The organism is Flavobacterium sp. (genome assembly GCF_040382755.1).
In the GTDB taxonomy this organism is placed as follows: domain Bacteria; phylum Bacteroidota; class Bacteroidia; order Flavobacteriales; family Flavobacteriaceae; genus Flavobacterium.
Genome location: NZ_JBEIET010000006.1, coordinates 20759 through 41104, shown reverse-complemented (window position 1 = coordinate 41104; position 20346 = coordinate 20759). Strand labels below are relative to the sequence as shown.

The following is a 20346-nucleotide window of genomic DNA, read 5'->3' as shown; positions in this document are numbered from 1 at the left end:
TGCTAATTTTTCTACTGTTGGTGCTAATGCATATCCTGCTTTTTTAGCGTATAAAGCCAACTGAGCAGATAATATATCTTTTTCTGCAGGAATATGTAATTCCTTAAACATTTCATTTGCCATTTCTTCAATAGCCGGAGCCATTTCAGCGCGTTTAGCTGCATCTGCTTTAGTATACATTTCTAATTGTCTACCTAAAGATCTACTTATTGTTCCAAAAGCTGACGTTCTAAATAACTGTTGTAAATAATTATCATGACGCGATTTCTCATTCGTCATATCATAATATTTATTGATATTGGCTACTACATTTCCGTATTTAGCTTGATTTGCTGGTTGATTTGCCCAAGTATTAAATTTAGCTTCTTGAGCTGCTTTTGATTTTGCTGTTCCAAATTTTGTTAAGGCATCAATCATACCTTGACGGTTTTTCCAATAGTTAGCTACACCTGCAAATTTAGAAGCATAAATTAAATTTAAAGCATCCGATTGAACCATATATTTTTTCATATTGTCCATTCCAGTTTTAGAACCTTCTACCCAAGCTGGGTAAGCAAATTTTACGTTTTGCTCAATTCCACCAGCTGGCATCCAACGATTTGTACGACCTGGATATCCTAAAATCATAGCAAAATCATTTTCTTTAACACCGCTTAAATTAACTGGTAAGTGATGTTTAGGGTTTAACGGAACATTGTTTACAGAATATTCTGCTGGATTTCCGTTAGCATCTGCATAAATTCTAAACATAGAAAAATCTGCAGTATGACGTGGCCATTCCCAGTTGTCTGTATCTCCACCAAATTTTCCTAAGCTTTCTGGAGGCGTACCAACTAAACGAACGTCTTTATAATCTTGATATACGAAATAGTAATATTCATTTCCTTGAAAAAACGGACGAACTGAAACGGTATATTTTCCGCCTTCATTGTTTTCTTTTTCAATTTTAGCAATTTCTTGGTTGATTGCTTTTTCTCTTTCAGCTTCACTCATTCCTGGAGTTACAACTGATAAAATTCTTTTTGAACAATCGTCCATACGAACGAAGAAACGCACAAATAAACTCGAAGGTTTTAATTCTTCTTTTCTATTTGCTGCCCAATATCCTTCTTTCAGATAATTTTTTTCTGCAGTAGATAATTCCGCTATCGCATCATAACCACAGTGGTGATTGGTTAATACCAAACCATCTTTTGAGATTAATTCAGCTGTACAACCTCCGTTAAACTGTACAATAGCATCTTTTAAACTGTGGTTGTTAATGCTGTAAATTTCTTGTGGGGTTAATTGTAATCCCATTTTTTGCATATCACGGTGATTTAAACGTTCAATGAACATTAAAAACCACATACCTTCATCTGCTTTAACGCTCATTGGCATTAGCATAATTCCAGCAACTAAGGATAAAATAATTTTTTTCATTTTAATTTTAGGTAAAGTTAATTAATATTAATAGTAGTCGATAAATTGAAAAAATGTTACAAATTTCTGACTATTTTTTCTTTAAAAATATTTTTGTTGATCTTATTAGTATTAAATAAAAAACAGTTAAAAGTATACTTCCAACTGTTTTTTAAAATAGTATTTATTATGAAATTATTCTATAATTATTTTTTTGGTTATTTGAGCACCTTTACTTTGGATAGTTACAAAATACATGCCACTCAATGCATTATCTAATTGAATGTTTTGAACTAAATCAGAAGTTTGATTGTATTCTGCGTTAAAAATTTCTCTTCCCAATGCATCAATAATTATAACCGAATAATTATCTGTAACTTCAGTCAATTGAATTGAGAAAATTCCTTTATTAGGATTTGGATAAATTGAAAAATTATTCTTAACAAAATCATTATTTGCTAAAACATTTGTTTGTAATTGAGAAGATATTGTATTATACCAAGCAAGCATCCTAGTCGCTTGCCCAGCAGTAAACATATACATACAAGCGTCGTTAGTATAATCCATGTAATTCATTGATAGTGCTGAAGTAGATCCATCACAACCTGCTACAAAACCATCAGAAGGACAACCGTAAGTTGGGGTGCCAAGTGGAGGTGTATCACAAACTTTATCACCTTGAGTATTACAATTAGTACCACAATTTTGAAAAGTATGTAATAAATTGAAAAAGTGACCTAGTTCATGCGTCAAAGTTCTACCTAAATTGTATGGAGCACCCGGAACATATCCCGTACAACTTGATGGAGATCCAGTCATTGTAGCTCCAAAAGCATTGTTATCAATTACTACGGTCATACCCTGTGAAGGTAAGCCTCCTAAAGGAGAGTATCCTAAAATTCCACCACTAATATTCCTAACAACTAAATTGCAATATCCTGACCAGTCAAAATCACTATCAGCATTAGATAAAAAGTTGGTGCCAAAAGTAATAGCTAAATCTCCATTTGATAATCCAGAAGTCATTGGATGATTTTGAGTAGCTATTTCCCATGAAACATCCATATCACCAATGTTTACACCTGGGTAATATACACTAGCTGATGTCCAAAGTGATAGATCGGAATTTGTGGCATTGTAATCTGCGTTTAAAATTGCTACTTGTTTTTGAGCTAATAATCTTAAACAACTTTTAACAGATTCAGTACTTGAATTTGCTACTGATGGATAGTGAATAGCTACGGGTATTCTAATTAAAGTATTTGTGCTAAATGTAGAGTTGCCATTTTTCTTTTGTTCATTTGATAGTCTCTGTAATTCACTTTCAAATTGTTTTTGCAAATCTAAATACTGTTGTTTCATTTCAGGATTAGACAACATTTTTTCCATGTAGGCATCAGTTCCGCATGTTCTGTGTTGTCCAAAACTTATGGAAACAACAAAAAGTAATAAAAGTAATTTTGTTTTCATTTGAATAATTGATGATTAAGTTTCAAAAATATAAAAAAAATTGAATAAAATGTTAAACATTCAACATTTTCCACAATTTATCTTTCAATTCTGTTAATCCTTGTTGGGCAACAGATGAAATAAACATATAATCTAAACCTTTAAGGTCTTTATCTAATTGTTGTTTCATTTCTTTTTGTAATTCGTCGTCTAACATATCACATTTAGAAATTACCAACAATCGGTCTTTATCCAACATTTCGGGATTGTAACGTCTTAATTCATCAAGAAGAATTTCGTATTCTTTCTTAATATCATCCGCATCAGCTGGAACTAAAAATAATAACGTAGAATTTCTCTCAATATGACGTAAGAAATAATGCCCTAACCCTTTACCTTCAGCTGCTCCTTCAATGATTCCAGGAATATCTGCAATTACAAAGGATTGAAAATCTCTATAAGCTACAATTCCTAAATTGGGTTTTAAAGTAGTAAATGCATAATCCGCAATTTTTGGTTTTGCAGAAGTTAAAACAGATAATAAAGTCGATTTTCCAGCATTTGGAAAGCCTACTAAGCCTACATCCGCAAGCACTTTTAATTCTAAAATAACATCAACTTCCTCCCCAGGAATTCCAGGTTGTGCATAACGTGGTGTTTGGTTAGTAGAACTTCTGAAATTCCAGTTTCCTAAACCACCTTTACCGCCACGAGCTAAAATTTTAGTTTCGCCGTCTTCTGTAATTTCGAATAAAATTTCACCCGTTTCTTTATCTTTTATTACTGTCCCTAAAGGAACTTCTATAAATTTATCTTCTCCATCATGGCCAGTACTTCTGCTACTTCCTCCATCTCCACCGTGACCTGATTTTACATGTCGTAAAAATTTTAAATGAAACAACGTCCATAAATTTTTACTCCCCTTAATAATTACATGACCACCACGACCACCGTCTCCACCATCTGGACCACCTTTTTCAATAAATTTTTCTCTGTGTAAGTGAGAAGAACCCTTCCCGCCTTTACCAGATGCAACATATATTTTTACGTAGTCTACGAAATTTCCTTCAGTCATTTTTTTGTTTTTTAGCTTTCAGTTGTTAAACCAACTGAAACTATATTCTAAAATATTAATTTTTAATTTTTATGCAGACTAAAAACTGCGAATAAAACAACTTATTCCGTAAGTGGTTTTATTAAAATTTTATCAATTTTAACGCCATCCATATCCATTACTTCAAATTCTAATTTGTTCCAAATAAGTTTTTCACCTTGTTTCGGAATATTTCCTAATTCTGTAATAATCAAACCACTAACAGTAGTAACCTCATAATCATTAAGCATATCATCTAAATCGAAATACGTCATAAAATCGTGTAATGAATATTGTCCATCCACCAACCAAGTTCCATCTTCTCTTGCAATTAATTGATATTCTTCATCTGAAAAATCAGCTGCGTCACCTACTAATGCTTCTAAAATATCATTTAATGTAATTATTCCTTGAAAAACGCCATATTCATCTGTTACCAATGCATAATGAATTTTAGACATTTTAAAATTTTCTAACGCTTTATAAGCCGAAGTATGTTCAATAAAATATACCGGCTCAATCATAATTTTCTGTAAATCGAAATCGCCTTTTTCAATATTTGCAAATAAATCTTTTAATAAAACTACACCTATAACTTCATCTAAATTTTCATTACAAACAGGATATACAGAATGCAACTCGTCTAAAATTTTTGCTTTTAGTTCTTCATAACTTTCATCTAAAGCCAAATAAACAATGCTTTTTCTGTGCGTCATTAAAGAATTTACTTTTCTATCGCCAATATGAAATACGCGTTCCACAATATCTTGCTCAATTTCTTGCACTTCTCCTACTTCCGTACCTTCTTTAATAATGGCTTTTATTTCTTCTTCAGTAACCTTGCCATCTGCGGTTGGTTTAATCTTAAATATTTTTAAAATAAAATCTGTAGAAGTAGTTAATAACCATATAAATGGTGCTGTAACAACAGACATTACTTTCATAGGAACGGCTACAGACTTAGCAATGGTTTCAGGATAATTTAGCCCAATTCTTTTTGGTAATAATTCGCCAAATACTAAGGAAAAGAAAGTTAATATTACAACAACAACTCCAACTGCTAAAGTGTGAGCATATGGAAAAGTTAATGTATAAGTTGCGAAAAAAGTTTCAACATCTGTTGTTATTTTATCGCCAGAATAAATACCTGTTAAAATACCAATTAAGGTAATACCAATTTGTACCGTAGACAAAAATTTGTTAGGTGAATTGGCTAAATCTAAAGCTGTTTTTGCACTCGTGTTGCCTTTTTTGGCGGCGGTTTCTAACCTATTTTTTCTTGCTGATATGAGTGCGATCTCTGACATAGAGAAAATTCCATTGAGCAGTATCAACAAGAATATTATGACTATTTCCAATTTTTATATAGTTGAATTAAATGCAATGTACTTAAAATTTATCGATTATTGTACTTAATCGTTCAGTAATTTCTTCAATCGAACCTATTCCATTTACAGCATAAAACTTTCCTTGTGCCTCGTAATACGACATTAAAGGTGCTGTTTTTTCGTTATATTCTTGGTATCTGTTTCTAATTTTTTCTTCGTCTTGATCGTCTGGTCTGCCTGAAGTTTTTCCTCTTTCTAACAATCGTTTTACTAAAATTTCATCGTCTGCTTCTAATGCAACTGTAGCTGTAATTTCTTCGTTTTTAGACGTTAAAAAAGCATCTAAAGCTTCTGCTTGAGCAATTGTTCTTGGAAAACCATCAAACAAAAAACCTCTTGATTGACTGTTTTTTTCTACTTCACTTTGTAACATTTGAATGGTAACAGAATCTGGAACCAAATCTCCTTTATCCATATAGGTTTTGGCCAATAAGCCTAATTCTGTTTCGTTTTTAATGTTAAATCTAAAAATATCTCCTGTAGATAAATGCGTTAACGAATATTTTTCTTTTAAAAATTCTGCTTGAGTTCCTTTACCAGCGCCTGGTTTTCCGAATAAAACAATATTAATCATTGTGTTGTTAAAGTTAAAATAAACCACAAATTTACAAACTATTAAACATATAAAAATCATTATTGTGTGTTTTTTTAAAAAATGATTATTTTTACATCGATGGATCAAGCATTTTATAAAATAATATCGGAAAGTACTGCACATCGAATAAGTCGAGAATTTATTCGCGATTATGTAGTTCAACATCCAGAAAAATTGCAATATTTAATGGAAATTGGTCTAAATGAAAAAGATAAAATTCACATAAAAGCGTGTTGGTCGTTAGAATTGATTTTCGAAATTAAATTGGAACTAATTCTCCCTTTTATTAATGAATTTATAGAAAAAATAGATCAATACAAAAATCATTCTGCTATTAGACCCGTTTCTAAAATATGTTTGTTTTTATCGAAATCAAAAACTATAAAACTAACAGAAAAACAAGAAACAAAAATTATTGAAACCTGTTTAGACTGGTTAATTCAGGATGAAAAAGTAGCAGCAAAAGCGTATTCTATGATAACTTTATACAATTTTGGTAAAAAACATTCCTGGATAAACGAAGAATTAAAAGCCATACTTTTACAAGACTATTTTAAACATTCTGCAGCGTATCGAGCGGCTGCAAAAGAAATTTTAGAAAAACTAAAATAGCGGCTAATTGCGAAACAAATTCAAATTAGTATCTTTGCACAAACACAACACTAACAACTAATGAATTATTTTTCTTCAGATTTTAAATTAGGAATTTTAGGTGGCGGTCAATTGGGCAAAATGCTTTTGACAGAAACTCGAAAATTTGATATCACTACTTTCGTTTTAGACCCAAGTAATGAGGCACCAGCGCAATTTGGTGCAACTAAATTTTTTGTTGGAAGTTTGTTAGATTACGAAACCGTTTACCAATTTGGTAAAATGTGTGATGCCATAACTATTGAAATTGAAAATGTAAATTTAGACGCATTAGAAAAATTAGAAGAGGAAGGCCATATTGTTTATCCATCACCAAAAACGTTACGATTAATTCAAAATAAAGGAAAACAGAAAGATTTTTATGTTGAAAACAATATTCCAACATCAAAACACCAACGTTTTGTAGATTTAAATGATTTAAAAAAAGCGTTAGAAAAAAACGAGCTAGAATTTCCTTTTGTTTGGAAATGCGCCCAATTTGGTTATGATGGAAATGGCGTGAAAATTTGTCGTTCTACAATGGATTTATTACATTTACCTGAAGTAGAATGCATTGCAGAAGAAATGGTGCCGTTTAAAAATGAGTTAGCCGTGATTGTTGCCCGAAATGCAAATGGCGAGGTAAAAACCTATCCTGTAGTGGAAATGGAATTTCATCCAGAAGCCAATCAGGTGGAATATGTAATTTGTCCAGCCAGAATTGATGAAAAAGTGGCACAATTAGCAATTGAAACAGCACTACAAGTTTCAAAAGCTTTCAATCATGTTGGTTTATTAGCTGTAGAAATGTTTCAAACAGAAAACGACGATATTTTAGTAAACGAAGTCGCACCAAGACCACATAATTCAGGACATCATACTATTGAAGCAAGTTATACTTCGCAATTTGAAAACCATTTGCGTTCGGTGTTAAACTTACCTTTAGGAAATACAGATAGTAAAGTAGCTGGAATTATGGTAAATTTGGTAGGTGAAGAAGGTTTTTCTGGACCTGTAATTTACGAAAACATCGAAAAAATAATGGCAATTGATGGCGTGACACCTCATATTTACGGCAAAAAAGAAACCCGACCATTCAGGAAAATGGGACACGTTACGATTGTTAATGAGGATATGGCAGCAGCCAGAAAAATTGCCGAAGAAGTGAAAAATAGTATAAGAGTGATAAGCCCCCCAACCCCCGAAGGGGGAGATTAAAAGCTCAAAAAAATAATCAATTTAAACCCTACTCACCCCTAGTAGGAGTTCCCCCTTTGGGGGTTAGGGGGCTAATATGAGTAAAGTAGCCATTATAATGGGAAGCATTTCGGATATGCCAGTGATGCAAGAAGCCATAGACATTTTAAAAGGATTTGATATTGAAACCGAAGTAGATATTGTTTCGGCACATAGAACACCCGAAAAATTATTCGATTTTAGTAAAAATGCACACACTCGTGGTATTTCAGTAATTATTGCCGGAGCTGGAGGTGCAGCACATTTACCAGGAATGGTAGCATCTATGAGTCCGCTTCCGGTAATTGGAGTACCTGTGAAATCCAGCAATTCTATTGATGGATGGGACTCTGTTTTATCAATATTACAAATGCCCGGAGGAGTTCCTGTTGCAACCGTAGCTTTAAACGGCGCAAAAAACGCTGGGATATTAGCCGCACAAATTATAGGTAGTTCAGATAAATGCGTATTAGATAAAATTATTTTCTATAAAGAAGGTCTGAAAGAAGCTGTAAATAAAGCAGCATCAGAATTGAAAAAATAAAATTAAACTATTAAGAGATTAAGAAAAATTAAGATTTTGGTTAGCCATTTTGCTTAATCAAACTTAATCTCTTAATGGTTAAAAAACATAAAAACAATTAGTTATAATGAAAATCTTAACCTCAAAATTCAATACCAAACATAACACCGCACCATTTTCGCAAATAAAATTAGAAGATTACAAACCCGCATTTATTGAAAATATCAGCAAAGCAAAAGCCGAAATTGATGCCATAATAACGAATTCTGAACCAGCTACTTTTAAAAACACCATCGAAGCATTAGAATATTCTGGTGAAGCGTTAGATCGATTGTCAAGTATTTTTTTTAATTTAAATTCGGCAGAAACTTCAGATAAAATGCAAAAAATCGCACAAGAAGTTACGCCATTACTTACAGAATTTGGAAACGACATAGCTTTAAACGAAGATTTATTTAAAAAAGTAAAATCCGTTTATGAAAACAAAAACAATATAAATTTAACAACAGAACAAGCTACATTATTAGAAAAAAAATACAAAGGTTTTACTCGAAATGGTGCGTTACTTTCTGAAGATAAAAAAGTACGATTAAGAGAAATTGATACCGAATTGGCGCAATTGCAATTGACTTTTGGAGAAAATACCTTAGCAGAAACCAATAATTTTGAATTGCACATTACTAACGAGACTGATTTAAAAGGGTTACCTGAAGGCGCCAAAGAAGCCGCAGCTGATTTAGCCAAATCTAAAAATAAAACAGGTTGGGTATTCACCTTAGATTTTCCAAGTTATATGCCATTTGTAACTTATGTTGAAAAAAGAGAATTAAGAAAAGAAATGGCAATTTCATTTGGTAAAAAAGCCTTTCAAAATAACGAATATAACAACGAAGAGATTACTAAAAAAATTGTAGCACTTCGTCACGAACGTGCTAATTTATTAGGATACGAAACGCATGCGCATTTTGTTTTAGAAGAACGAATGGCTCAAAACCCAACAAAAGTAATTACTTTTTTAAATGATATTTTAGAAAAAGCCAAACCCGCTGCTAAAAAAGAATTCGAACAATTAGCTGCTTTTGCAAAAGAATTAGACGGAATTGAACAATTAGAAAAATGGGATAGCGCCTATTATTCAGAAAAATTGAAACAAAAATTATTCAATTTAGACGATGAGGCTTTAAAACCGTATTTCAAATTAGAAAATGTTTTAAACGGCGCATTCACAATTGCAGAAAAACTTTTTGGAATTACATTTAATGAAGTTTTTTACATAGATAAATACCATTCTGATGTACAAACTTTCGAAGTTTTAGATGAAAATAAAAATTTAGTTGCGATATTTTACACCGATTTCTTTCCAAGAAAAGGCAAAAGAAATGGCGCTTGGATGACCTCTTTCAAACCACAATATATAAAAGACGGAAATAATGAAAGACCTCACGTTTCTAATGTCTGTAATTTCACGCCACCGACTGCTACAAAACCTTCTTTATTAACGTTTAATGAAGTCACGACTTTATTTCACGAATTCGGCCACGGATTGCATGGTATGTTAGCCAATACCACCTACCCAAGCCTTTCGGGAACTTCGGTATTTTGGGATTTTGTAGAATTACCATCACAAGTAATGGAAAACTGGTGTTACGAACCAGAAGCCTTGGCTTTGTTTGCGAAACATTATGAAACCGGCGAAATTATTCCACAGATATATGTGGAAAAAATCAAAGAATCAGCGAGTTTCTTAGAAGGAATGGCAACCTTACGTCAATTGAGTTTTGGCTTATTAGACATGGAATATCATTGGAAAAACCAACCGATTGAAAATGTAAAAGCGTTTGAAAAACAAGCTATGGGCGACACGTCATTATTTCCAGATGTTGCAGAAAATTGTATGAGTGTTTCTTTTTCGCATATTTTTCAAGGTGGCTATTCTTCTGGATATTACAGCTACAAATGGGCAGAAGTTTTAGATGCCGATGCGTTTGCTTATTTTCAAGAAAAAGGCATTTTCAATAAAGAAGTAGCGACGAAGTTTAAAGAAAATGTTTTATCAAAAGGCGGCACCGAGCATCCAATGACGCTATACAAAAACTTTAGAAGTCAAGAACCAAATGCAGATGCTTTGTTGAAAAGAGCAGGATTGATTTAATTAAAAATCAAAACTAACAACCACCACAAAATAGGAATACTTTCTACCCAAAAACTGGTGTAATATTTCGTGTTTTTTGTCGAAGAAAATTCAATAAAAAGTCCGATTATAATTGCTATTACTATATCGAAACGTTCAAAACGCAAAATTAAACTCAGAATACAAAATACAGCTAAAAAAACATAGCCTAAATACTTTGCTTTTTTTACTCCAAATTTTTGAGGAATCGTTTGTAAAGTAATTGCATCATGCTGCGAATCATAAATTTCAAATGGAATTAACAACGCGCATATCAGAAAAAATAATTTGACTTGTAAAATCGTATCGTAAAAAAACACCATTTTCGTTTCTAACGTTGGAATATAACTCACCACATACGTTACGCAAAAACTCACAATAGCTATTTTTAAAAACCAATATTTTCGTAAAAACGGATACAATAAAACCAAAAAAAAGATTTGTAAAAATGCGATTTGAAAACTAAATTTTAATTGAAAGAAGCAAATTACAAATGTTAAAAATGCAACTGTTGTAATTCCTAAAACAGAATTATTTTTGTGTACTGAAAACTTAGTGGATTTCCAAAATTCGTAATATTTTAAAACCGAATAACCAAAAACACTTCCAGAAAAAATTGATACTTCTAAAAACACGTTAGAAGAAATGTTTAACGAAAGTTCTACTACTTTTACAAAGGAGAAAATGGCAAAAGCAACATGTAAACTGCTTTTGATGTATAAATCGAAAATTTGTTTTAAAACGAACATTCAACAAAAATAATCAAAGTGTTAATAACAAGCTATTTTAGTTGATAAAAATCACAAAAATTCAACTAAAAAGCAATTAATTTTAGCAGATTAATAATTACTTTTGTACTCAAATTTAAACACAACCTATTTTTATATATAAATGAAAACAGATGCTTTTGCTTTAAGACACATTGGAACAGGTGAAAACGACCTAAACCATATGTTAAAAACTATTGGAGTAGATTCAGTAGATCAATTAATTTACGAAACTATTCCTACAGATATTCGTTTAAAAAACGAACTAAATCTGGAAAAACCTATGACCGAGTATGAGTATTTAAATCATATTCAAGAATTGGGCAAAAAGAATAAAGTTTTCAAATCGTATATTGGATTAGGTTATCATCCAGCAATAGTTCCTGCAGTAATTCAAAGAAACGTTTTTGAAAATCCAGGTTGGTACACTGCGTATACACCTTATCAAGCGGAAATTGCACAAGGTCGTTTAGAAGCCATTTTAAATTACCAAACTACAGTTATTGAACTTACTGGAATGGAAATTGCAAATGCTTCTTTATTAGATGAAGGAACAGCTGCAGCTGAAGCAATGACTTTATTGTTTGATGTTAGAACAAGAGATCAAAAGAAAAATAATGTTTCTAAATTCTTTGTTTCAGAAGAAATTTTACCACAAACATTATCTGTTTTACAAACCCGTTCTACCCCACTTAATATAGAATTAGTTGTTGGAAATCATGAAACATTTGATTTTTCAACTGACTTTTTTGGAGCTATTCTTCAATATCCAGGGAAATTCGGACAAGTTCACGACTATACTGCATTCATTGCAAAAGCAACAGAAAATGAAATTAAAGTAGCCGTAGCCGCGGATATTTTATCTTTAGCAAAATTAACACCTCCCGGAGAAATGGGCGCCTCAGTAGTTGTAGGAACTTCTCAACGTTTCGGAATTCCAATGGGTTACGGCGGGCCTCATGCTGCTTTTTTCGCAACAAAAGACGAATATAAACGCTCGATGCCAGGGAGAATTATTGGTGTTTCAATTGATGTAAACGGAAACCGTGCCTTACGTATGGCGTTAGGAACACGTGAACAACATATTAAACGTGAAAAAGCAACTTCAAATATCTGTACCGCACAAGTTTTATTAGCGGTTATGGCTGGAATGTATGCGGTTTATCACGGACCAAAAGGATTAAAATATATTGCAAATAAAGTGCATAATTCAGCTAATACAGCCGTAGAAGCTTTAAACAAAATTGGTGTATATCAAACGAATACTTCTTATTTTGATACCATAAATGTAAAAGCAGATGCTGCAAAAGTGAAAGCTATTGCAGAAAGAAATGAAGTGAATTTCTTTTACATTGATGCTGATACCATTTCAATTTCATTCAATGAAACTACTTCAATTTCTGATATTAATCAAATTGTAGCTATTTTCGCTGAAGCCAAAGAAAAAACATTTGAACCTATTACTGAATTAGTAGAAACTACTGTAATATCAGAAAATTTAATTAGAAAATCAATTTTCTTACAACACGATGTATTTAATAACAATCATTCGGAAAGTCAGTTGATGCGTTATATTAAAAAATTAGAACGTAAAGATTTATCATTAAATCACTCCATGATTTCATTAGGTTCTTGTACCATGAAATTAAATGCGGCTGCCGAAATGTTGCCATTATCAATGGCAAATTGGAACAATATTCACCCATTCGCACCATTAGATCAAGTGGAAGGTTATTTGACCATGCTTAAAAAACTGGAACAACAATTAAATGTGGTAACTGGTTTTACAGGGACAACTTTACAACCTAATTCTGGTGCACAAGGCGAATATGCAGGTTTAATGACAATTCGTGCCTACCATTTATCTCGCGGTGACAAACATAGAACGGTTTGTTTAATTCCATCATCGGCACACGGAACAAATCCTGCCTCGGCAGCTATGGCTGGAATGGATATTATTGTTACAAAAACTACTCCTGAAGGAAATATTGATGTAGAAGATTTAAGAGAAAAAGCTATTTTACATTCGGCTAATTTGGCTGCTTTAATGGTAACCTATCCTTCTACTCACGGTGTTTTTGAAAGTTCAATAATTGAAATCACAAACCTTATTCATGAAAATGGCGGTTTGGTTTATATGGATGGCGCGAATATGAACGCGCAAGTTGGATTAACCAATCCAGCTACTATTGGCGCAGATGTTTGCCACTTAAACCTACACAAAACGTTTGCTATTCCTCATGGTGGTGGCGGACCTGGTGTTGGACCTATTTGTGTTAATGATAAATTAGTGCCGTTTTTACCATCTAATCCAATTGTTAAAGTGGGTGGTGACAAAGCTATTACAGCTATTTCTGCAGCTCCTTACGGTTCGGCTTTAGTTTGCTTAATTTCGTATGGATACATATGCATGTTAGGTGCAGAAGGATTAACAAATGCTACAAAACACGCCATTTTAAACGCCAATTATATGAAAGCGCGTTTAGAAGCACATTATCCAATTTTATATTCAGGTGAAATGGGAAGAGCGGCACATGAAATGATTTTAGATTGTCGTGCATTTGAAGATAACGGCATTAAAGTTACTGATATTGCCAAACGTTTAATGGATTACGGCTTCCACGCCCCTACCGTTTCTTTCCCAGTTGCTGGTACATTAATGATTGAACCAACAGAATCGGAAGATTTAGCAGAATTAGATCGTTTTTGTGATGCTATGATTGCAATTCGTAAAGAAATAAATGCATCGACAAAAGATGATACTCAAAATATTTTAAAAAATGCACCGCATACATTAGCTATGGTTACTTCAGATGAATGGGTTTTCCCATATACAAGAGAAGTGGCAGCATTTCCATTAGAATATATTGCTGAAAATAAATTTTGGCCAACCGTTCGTCGTGTTGACGAAGCGTATGGAGACAGAAACTTAGTTTGTTCATGTGCGCCTATTGAAGCGTATATGTAATATTGAATTACGATTTTAGATTTTCGAAGTCTAAAAACAAATAACATTAAAATCTCAAATTCCGATTTTGTGAATTTGAGATTTTTTTAATGACCTATTTAAACTGAAAATAAAATTTCAATAATTTCTGAAATTAACAAAAAAAAGTAAATTTTTTAACAAATTCGTAATAATTACTTAATTTACAAATTGTTATCCCTTTTTTGAATTTCAATTTCGTATTTTAGTATAAAATTAGTTTCAAATTATAATTTGAAATAAAATAAATACCGATTTGCGTATTTTGAAACTATAATAAATTTTAAAAAATGACAATAAAAATAACAGGTTCTGGAAGTTATATTCCTACAGAAACAATAACTAATAACGATTTTTCTTCACATGTTTTTTTAAATGAAGACGGTACTTCGTTTCCATTATCAAATGACGTAATCACTGAAAAATTTTATGGTATTACAGGAATTGAAGAACGTAAATATGCGCATACCGGTTTTCAAACTTCCGACATGGCAACAATAGCCGCAAAAAGAGCTATAGAAAATGCCAATATTGATCCTGAAACTTTAGACTATATAATTTTTGCTCATAATTTTGGAGATGTAAAAAAAGGCGCCATTCAAGGCGATATGTTGCCAAGTTTGGCTTCAAAAACAAAACATAATTTAGGCATAAAAAACCCTAAATGCGTGGCATACGATGTGCTTTTTGGATGTCCTGGCTGGGTTGAAGGTATGATTCAAGCTACGGCGTTTATAAAAGCTGGAATGGCAAAAAAATGCCTTATCATAGGTGCTGAAACGCTTTCTCGAGTAGTTGATCCGCATGATAGAGATTCCATGATTTATTCTGATGGCGCAGGCGCTACAATACTTGAAGCAAGTGATGAAAACGGAGGTGTTTTATCCCATGAATCAGCATCTTTCACGTATGAAGAAGCAAATTATTTGTTTTTTGGAAATTCCTATAATAAAGAGCACGACCCAAATGTGAGATATATAAAAATGCATGGTCGAAAAATTTACGAATTTGCCTTAAGCAATGTTCCAAAAGCCATGGCTGCCTGTTTGGATGCTAGTGGAATTAAAATTGATCAAATTAAAAAAATACTAATTCATCAAGCCAATGAAAAAATGGATGAAGCCATTATTCAAAGGTTTTACAAACTTTACAATCAAACCCCGCCAGAAGGCATTATGCCAATGACCATTCACAAACTTGGAAACTCAAGTGTAGCAACGGTTCCTACATTATACGATGCTTTACTAAAAGGAGAAATTGAAAATCAAGAAATTCATAAAGGCGATATCATATTATTTGCATCTGTAGGCGCAGGAATGAATATTAATGCCATCGTATATCAATTATAATATATTTTAAATTTATTGATAAATGTTTCGTGTTTATCGTTAATTTTGCATTTATAAATTACTATCAAGCTCATATTAATGTACGAAAAAACATATCCTAGTAAACGATTCAATATTACGTTAGAATTTCTAAAAAAACATATTTCAACGAATGAAACAATTTTTGATTTAGGTGTTCCCAATCCGTTTTCGAAAATAATGGTAGAAAATAAGTATACTGTTATTAATACTAAGGGTGAAGACTTAGATACCAATCAAACTGCTTTACGCGAAGAAAATTACGACGTATTTACAGGATTTGAAATTTTCGAACATTTATTAAATCCGTACACCATTTTAGAAAATGTAAAATGCGATAAAATTCTTATTTCTATTCCCTTACGTTTATGGTTTTCATCGGCATACCGAAGTAAAACAGACAAATGGGACAGACATTATCACGAATTTGAAGATTGGCAATTAGACTGGTTATTAGAAAAAACAGGGTTCAAAATAATTGATAGTGTGCAATTCACACATCCTGTTAAAAAAATTGGTTTTCGTCCGTTATTGAGATGGTTTACGCCAAGATATTATTTGGTTTACGCGGAGAGAAATCCCAAAATATAAATCCCAAATCCCAAATTACTCTTCAATTTAAGTTGGAATTTGGAATTTTTAAAATTGGACTTTTCAATATGAAATACTACATTGTCATTCCTGCATATAACGAAGAAGCTTTTATGGCTTTAACGTTACAATCTTTGGTAGCACAAACCGTTTTGCCATCGAAAATTGTAGTGGTAAATGATAATTCTACTGATAGTACCGCTGAAATAGTAACTCAATTTTCTGAAAAATATCCGTTTATTACTTTAGTAAATAAAAAATCTGATGCCATTCATCTTCCTGGAAGTAAAGTAATTCAAGCGTTTCAAGAAGGCGAAAAACACATTGATGACCAATACGATATTATTGTGAAAGTGGATTCCGATTTGATTTTTCCAAATAATTATTTCGAAACCATTATAAAACATTTTCAATCTGATGCAACAATTGGAATGGTTGGTGGCTTTTGTTATATTGAAAAAAATGGCGATTGGGTTTTAGAAAACTTAACCGATAAAGACCATATTAGAGGGGCTTTAAAAGCATATAGAAAAGAAACATATAAGCAAATTGGTGGATTAAAACCTGCGATGGGTTGGGATACCGTGGACGAATTATTATGTAAATTTTACAATTGGAAAGTCGTTACTGATGAAAGCTTACACGTAAAGCACCTAAAACCAACAGGAGCCAGTTATACTAAAGCTGCAAGATATAAGCAAGGTGAAGCCTTTTATAGTTTAGGTTATGGATTTATTATAACCGCAGTTGCCTCTTTAAAATTAGCTTCAAGAAAAGGGAAACCTTTTTTATTTATCGATTATATTATAGGGTTTTGGAAAGCAAAATCTTCAGGAAAACCATTATTTGTTACTACAGAACAAGCCAAATGGATTAGAAAATACAGATGGAAAAAAATGAAAGAAAAGTTGTTTTAAACTATTAAAATAAAATTAAAACAGTATTTTTACTGAATACTAAAACAAATAAATCGTACCCTAATTAATGATGCTCATCAGATATTTATCGCAAATTGGTCGTTATTTCATAATGCTGAAAGAGGTGTTTAATCGTCCTGTAAAATGGTCTGTGATGAAACAACTTATCCTAAAAGAAATAGACGATTTGATTATTGATTCCTTGGGAATTGTATGTTTCATTTCGTTTTTTGTTGGTGGTGTTGTAGCAATTCAAACGGCATTAAACTTAACCAATCCACTGATACCAAAATATTTAATTGGTTTTGCTACACGTCAATCAATTGTTTTAGAATTTGCCCCTACTTTTATCTCTATCATTATGGCTGGGAAAATGGGTTCGTTTATAACCTCAAGCATTGGTTCTATGCGCGTTACAGAGCAAATAGAAGCTTTAGAAGTTATGGGTGTAAACGCGTTAAATTATTTAGTTTTTCCAAAAATGATAGCGGTTTTATTGTATCCTTTTGTAATTGGAATTGCAATGTTTTTAGGTATTTTTGGTGGCTATTTGGCAGGCGTTTATGGAGATTTTACTTCAAGTACCGATTTTATTATTGGACTTCAAAAAGAATTTATTCCTTTCCATATAGTTTATGCGTTTATTAAAACTTTAATGTTTGCCTTTTTGTTAGCTACAATTCCTTCTTTTCACGGCTTTTATATGAAAGGTGGTGCGTTAGAAGTTGGTAAGGCAAGTACGGTATCGTTTGTTTGGACCTCGGTAGTAATTATTTTAATGAACTATATTTTAACTCAATTACTTTTAAGCTAATGATTGAAGTACATAACATTCAAAAAAGTTTTGGTGATCAAATGATTTTGAAAGGCATTTCGACAAGTTTTGAAGCTGGAAAAACCAGTTTAGTCATTGGTCAAAGTGGTTCTGGGAAAACAGTTTTTATAAAATCATTATTAGGCGTTCACGAAATTGATAGCGGTTATATTTCGTTCGATAATCGTATTTATAAAGAGTTAAATAAAGATGAAAAACGAGATATTCGTACCGAAATTGGAATGGTTTTTCAAGGAAGTGCTTTATTTGATAGTATGACGGTGGAAGAAAATATAGGTTTTCCATTAAAAATGTTTACTAATAAATCGCCCTCTGAAATTAAAGAACGAGTAAATTTTGTGATTGATAGAGTGAATTTGGTCAATGCCAATCATAAAAAACCATCTGAAATTTCTGGAGGAATGCAAAAACGTGTGGCGATTGCAAGAGCGATTGTAAATAATCCGAAATATTTATTTTGTGACGAACCAAATTCTGGTTTAGATCCAAAAACGGCAATTGTAATTGATAATTTAATTCAAGAAATTACTAAAGAATATAACATTACTACTGTGATAAACACGCACGATATGAATTCTGTAATGGAAATTGGAGAAAAAATTGTGTTTCTAAAAAACGGCTTATTAGAATGGGAAGGCTCTAACAAAGAAATTTTTAAAACCGATAACGCCGCTGTTACCGACTTTGTATATTCGAGCGAATTATTTAAACGTGTACGAAAAATGTATTTAGAAGATGATATCTAATTAGATGCGTTTTCTTCTATTGAAAAACCGAATTGCTTAAAATCTTCCCAAAAAGTAGGATACGATTTTGAAACTACCTCAGCATTTTCAATAATAATTGGCACTTTTAAAGCTAAAGGAGCAAAAGCCATAGCCATTCTGTGATCTTGATAGGTAGAAATCCTAACGTTAAGATTTATATTTTCTGATTGCTCCAGAATTAATGAATCATTGGTAATTGAAATTGCAGCGCCCAATTTGGTTAATTCGTTTTTTAAAGCTTCAAGACGATCGGTTTCTTTAATTTTCAGCGTATGCAAACCCGATAGATGACAACTAATTCCTAATCCAAAACAAGTTACTGCAATTGTTTGTGCAATATCAGGTGACGATTGAAGATTGAAATTGAATGATTTTTGAAATATAGTATTGACTTTTGAAATTGTTATTGAATTATTGTCATTGAAAACCGTTTCTACTCCAAAAATTTTATATATTTCTACTAAAGCAAAATCGCCTTGTAAACTATTTTCTTTAAAACTTGATAAGGTAATTTGCGTACCAATTTCGGTAAGGGCAACAATTGAATACCAATACGATGCTGAAGACCAATCGGATTCAATGGTAAATTTTGAGTTCTGAATTGCAGATTGTGGCTTTACTTTAATTTTATTTTCAATAAATGATGATTCTATACCCATTTCATTTAATATCGCCAATGTCATTTTAATATAAGAAACCGATGTGATTTCTCCTTCCAATGTTAATTCCAATCCGTTTTCTAATTTTGGAGCGATTAACAACAAAGCAGAAATATATTGGCTACTCAAATTTGCTGGAAGTGAAACTTTGCTTTCTGTAAGTTTTTTTCCTTTGATTTTTAATGGTGGAAATCCTTCTTTTTCTATATACGAAATTTCAGCTCCAAGCTCATTTAGTGCATCAACCAAAATTTTAATTGGGCGTTCTTTCATTCTTGAAGAACCTGTAAGTTGGACTTCAAAGCCGTCTTGTGCAGCAAAGTAGGCAGTTAAAAATCGCATTGCTGTTCCGGCGTGGTGAACGTCTATTTTTGGATATTGGGTTTTGGGTATTGGGTATTGGGCGCCCAAAGCTTTTATCATAACTTCGGAATCATCGGAAGTTGATGAGTTTTCTAAAACTAAATTTGGATATAATGCTTGTAACAGCAATAATCGATTCGTTTCTGACTTTGAACCCGTCAACTTTAATTGTGAATTGTGAATTATGAATTGTGAATGTAACAATAGGTTCATTTTTTTCCTATTTTTTGTTTAGTTGTTATAATAATTGAAGCTAAAATTTTATTAATTTCAATTATGTCTGATTTCAAAGATTGAAATTGAGTTACATTTAAATAATCGGATTTATATAATAATTCTAACCAATAATCAGATTCATTAGCTTCTTTTTGAGCAATTGCTAATTTATGTATAAAATCTAGTTTGCTTTCTGCTTGTTCAGATTCTCGAACCATAGCGCCAATTGAGGTGCCGCTTCTTAAAAGTTGTTTACTTAATACATATTCTTTCTTATCTTGATTCAAAAATTGGTATAATTTAACAACTCGTAATGCAAAACTAAATGATTTAGACTTAATTATATTTTCACTCATTCTATTCTTTTGAATTATTTATAGCATTCACAATTTA

The 20346-nt window shown here is 32.1% G+C and carries 18 protein-coding genes; 10 read left to right on the top strand and 8 right to left on the bottom strand.

Annotation, left to right across the window (positions count from 1 at the left end):
* The 5 genes from ABWO04_RS01480 to ABWO04_RS01460 form a co-directional block, all read right to left on the bottom strand.
* On the bottom strand, positions 1–1422 hold a 1422-nt coding region (locus tag ABWO04_RS01480; RefSeq protein WP_353076684.1), incomplete at its 3' end, for a S46 family peptidase.
* A gap of 174 nt (positions 1423–1596) precedes the next feature.
* Positions 1597–2871, bottom strand: coding sequence for a zinc-dependent metalloprotease (locus tag ABWO04_RS01475; RefSeq protein ID WP_353076683.1), 1275 nt, complete (start codon positions 2869–2871; stop codon positions 1597–1599).
* A 52-nt stretch (positions 2872–2923) separates the two neighbouring features.
* On the bottom strand, positions 2924–3925 hold the full coding sequence (gene obgE, locus ABWO04_RS01470) for a GTPase ObgE (RefSeq protein ID WP_353076681.1): 1002 nt from the start codon (positions 3923–3925) through the stop codon (positions 2924–2926).
* A 101-nt stretch (positions 3926–4026) separates the two neighbouring features.
* Complete coding sequence (locus ABWO04_RS01465) at positions 4027–5301, bottom strand: hemolysin family protein (protein ID WP_353076680.1); 1275 nt, start codon at positions 5299–5301, stop codon at positions 4027–4029.
* A 31-nt stretch (positions 5302–5332) separates the two neighbouring features.
* A complete protein-coding gene (locus ABWO04_RS01460) occupies positions 5333–5905 on the bottom strand; it encodes an adenylate kinase (RefSeq protein WP_291240969.1) in 573 nt (190 codons plus the stop codon).
* Between the two features lie 81 nt (positions 5906–5986).
* Here ABWO04_RS01460 and ABWO04_RS01455 point away from each other — a divergent pair, with 81 nt between their 5' ends.
* From ABWO04_RS01455 to ABWO04_RS01440, 4 genes are all read left to right on the top strand, one after another.
* Positions 5987–6538, top strand: a complete 552-nt coding sequence (locus ABWO04_RS01455; protein WP_353076679.1) for a HEAT-like fold family protein — start codon at positions 5987–5989, stop codon at positions 6536–6538.
* 60 nt (positions 6539–6598) lie between these two features.
* Positions 6599–7774 carry a 5-(carboxyamino)imidazole ribonucleotide synthase gene (locus ABWO04_RS01450; protein ID WP_353076678.1) on the top strand — a complete coding sequence of 392 codons (1176 nt, stop codon included), beginning with the start codon at positions 6599–6601 and terminating at the stop codon, positions 7772–7774.
* A gap of 76 nt (positions 7775–7850) precedes the next feature.
* Positions 7851–8336, top strand: a complete 486-nt coding sequence (purE, locus tag ABWO04_RS01445) for a 5-(carboxyamino)imidazole ribonucleotide mutase (protein ID WP_353076677.1) — start codon at positions 7851–7853, stop codon at positions 8334–8336.
* A gap of 106 nt (positions 8337–8442) precedes the next feature.
* On the top strand, positions 8443–10467 hold the full coding sequence (locus tag ABWO04_RS01440) for a M3 family metallopeptidase (protein ID WP_353076676.1): 2025 nt from the start codon (positions 8443–8445) through the stop codon (positions 10465–10467).
* Here the strand turns inward: ABWO04_RS01440 and ABWO04_RS01435 are convergent.
* The gene (locus tag ABWO04_RS01435) at positions 10464–11234 is read right to left on the bottom strand and encodes a hypothetical protein (RefSeq protein ID WP_353076675.1); all 771 of its coding nucleotides are present in this window, start codon (positions 11232–11234) and stop codon (positions 10464–10466) included. The two genes, ABWO04_RS01440 and ABWO04_RS01435, sit on opposite strands and share 4 nt — an antisense overlap.
* 142 nt (positions 11235–11376) lie before the next feature.
* Between ABWO04_RS01435 and gcvP the strand changes: the two genes are divergently transcribed.
* The 6 genes from gcvP to ABWO04_RS01405 all read left to right on the top strand — a co-directional run bounded on the left by gcvP (position 11377) and on the right by ABWO04_RS01405 (position 18694).
* Positions 11377–14220 (top strand): aminomethyl-transferring glycine dehydrogenase, encoded by a 2844-nt coding sequence (gene gcvP, locus ABWO04_RS01430; protein ID WP_353076674.1) that lies wholly within the window; start codon positions 11377–11379, stop codon positions 14218–14220.
* A 308-nt stretch (positions 14221–14528) separates the two neighbouring features.
* The gene (locus tag ABWO04_RS01425; RefSeq protein WP_353076673.1) at positions 14529–15587 is read left to right on the top strand and encodes a 3-oxoacyl-ACP synthase III family protein; all 1059 of its coding nucleotides are present in this window, start codon (positions 14529–14531) and stop codon (positions 15585–15587) included.
* Positions 15588–15665: 78 nt separating this feature from the next.
* Positions 15666–16196: a class I SAM-dependent methyltransferase gene (locus ABWO04_RS01420; protein ID WP_353076672.1), complete on the top strand. Its 531-nt coding sequence runs from the start codon at positions 15666–15668 to the stop codon at positions 16194–16196.
* A 68-nt stretch (positions 16197–16264) separates the two neighbouring features.
* Positions 16265–17113 (top strand): glycosyltransferase family 2 protein, encoded by an 849-nt coding sequence (locus tag ABWO04_RS01415; RefSeq protein WP_353076671.1) that lies wholly within the window; start codon positions 16265–16267, stop codon positions 17111–17113.
* 67 nt (positions 17114–17180) lie between these two features.
* Positions 17181–17927 (top strand): MlaE family ABC transporter permease, encoded by a 747-nt coding sequence (locus ABWO04_RS01410; protein ID WP_353076670.1) that lies wholly within the window; start codon positions 17181–17183, stop codon positions 17925–17927.
* Positions 17927–18694: an ABC transporter ATP-binding protein gene (locus tag ABWO04_RS01405; RefSeq protein ID WP_291240955.1), complete on the top strand. Its 768-nt coding sequence runs from the start codon at positions 17927–17929 to the stop codon at positions 18692–18694. Before ABWO04_RS01410 ends, ABWO04_RS01405 begins: the two co-directional genes overlap by 1 nt.
* Here the strand turns inward: ABWO04_RS01405 and aroA are convergent.
* Complete coding sequence (gene aroA / locus ABWO04_RS01400) at positions 18691–19950, bottom strand: 3-phosphoshikimate 1-carboxyvinyltransferase (RefSeq protein WP_353076669.1); 1260 nt, start codon at positions 19948–19950, stop codon at positions 18691–18693. The two genes, ABWO04_RS01405 and aroA, sit on opposite strands and share 4 nt — an antisense overlap.
* Entirely contained in the window at positions 19947–20309 is a 363-nt protein-coding gene (locus ABWO04_RS01395; protein WP_353076668.1) for a four helix bundle protein, read from the bottom strand. Before ABWO04_RS01395 ends, aroA begins: the two co-directional genes overlap by 4 nt.
* Positions 20310–20346 lie beyond the last annotated feature (37 nt).

Bases quoted from the DNA above. Each gene is read 5' to 3' on its own strand.
- ABWO04_RS01475 (WP_353076683.1), bottom strand. From the start codon at position 2,871: ATGAAAACAAAATTACTTTTATTACTTTTTGTTGTTTCCATAAGTTTT.
- obgE (WP_353076681.1), bottom strand. From the start codon at position 3,925: ATGACTGAAGGAAATTTCGTAGACTACGTAAAAATATATGTTGCATCT.
- ABWO04_RS01460 (WP_291240969.1), bottom strand. From the start codon at position 5,905: ATGATTAATATTGTTTTATTCGGAAAACCAGGCGCTGGTAAAGGAACT.
- ABWO04_RS01455 (WP_353076679.1), top strand. From the start codon at position 5,987: ATGATTATTTTTACATCGATGGATCAAGCATTTTATAAAATAATATCG.
- ABWO04_RS01450 (WP_353076678.1), top strand. From the start codon at position 6,599: ATGAATTATTTTTCTTCAGATTTTAAATTAGGAATTTTAGGTGGCGGT.
- purE (WP_353076677.1), top strand. From the start codon at position 7,851: ATGAGTAAAGTAGCCATTATAATGGGAAGCATTTCGGATATGCCAGTG.
- ABWO04_RS01440 (WP_353076676.1), top strand. From the start codon at position 8,443: ATGAAAATCTTAACCTCAAAATTCAATACCAAACATAACACCGCACCA.
- ABWO04_RS01435 (WP_353076675.1), bottom strand. From the start codon at position 11,234: ATGTTCGTTTTAAAACAAATTTTCGATTTATACATCAAAAGCAGTTTA.
- gcvP (WP_353076674.1), top strand. From the start codon at position 11,377: ATGAAAACAGATGCTTTTGCTTTAAGACACATTGGAACAGGTGAAAAC.
- ABWO04_RS01425 (WP_353076673.1), top strand. From the start codon at position 14,529: ATGACAATAAAAATAACAGGTTCTGGAAGTTATATTCCTACAGAAACA.
- ABWO04_RS01420 (WP_353076672.1), top strand. From the start codon at position 15,666: ATGTACGAAAAAACATATCCTAGTAAACGATTCAATATTACGTTAGAA.
- ABWO04_RS01415 (WP_353076671.1), top strand. From the start codon at position 16,265: ATGAAATACTACATTGTCATTCCTGCATATAACGAAGAAGCTTTTATG.
- ABWO04_RS01410 (WP_353076670.1), top strand. From the start codon at position 17,181: ATGATGCTCATCAGATATTTATCGCAAATTGGTCGTTATTTCATAATG.
- ABWO04_RS01405 (WP_291240955.1), top strand. From the start codon at position 17,927: ATGATTGAAGTACATAACATTCAAAAAAGTTTTGGTGATCAAATGATT.
- aroA (WP_353076669.1), bottom strand. From the start codon at position 19,950: ATGAACCTATTGTTACATTCACAATTCATAATTCACAATTCACAATTA.
- ABWO04_RS01395 (WP_353076668.1), bottom strand. From the start codon at position 20,309: ATGAGTGAAAATATAATTAAGTCTAAATCATTTAGTTTTGCATTACGA.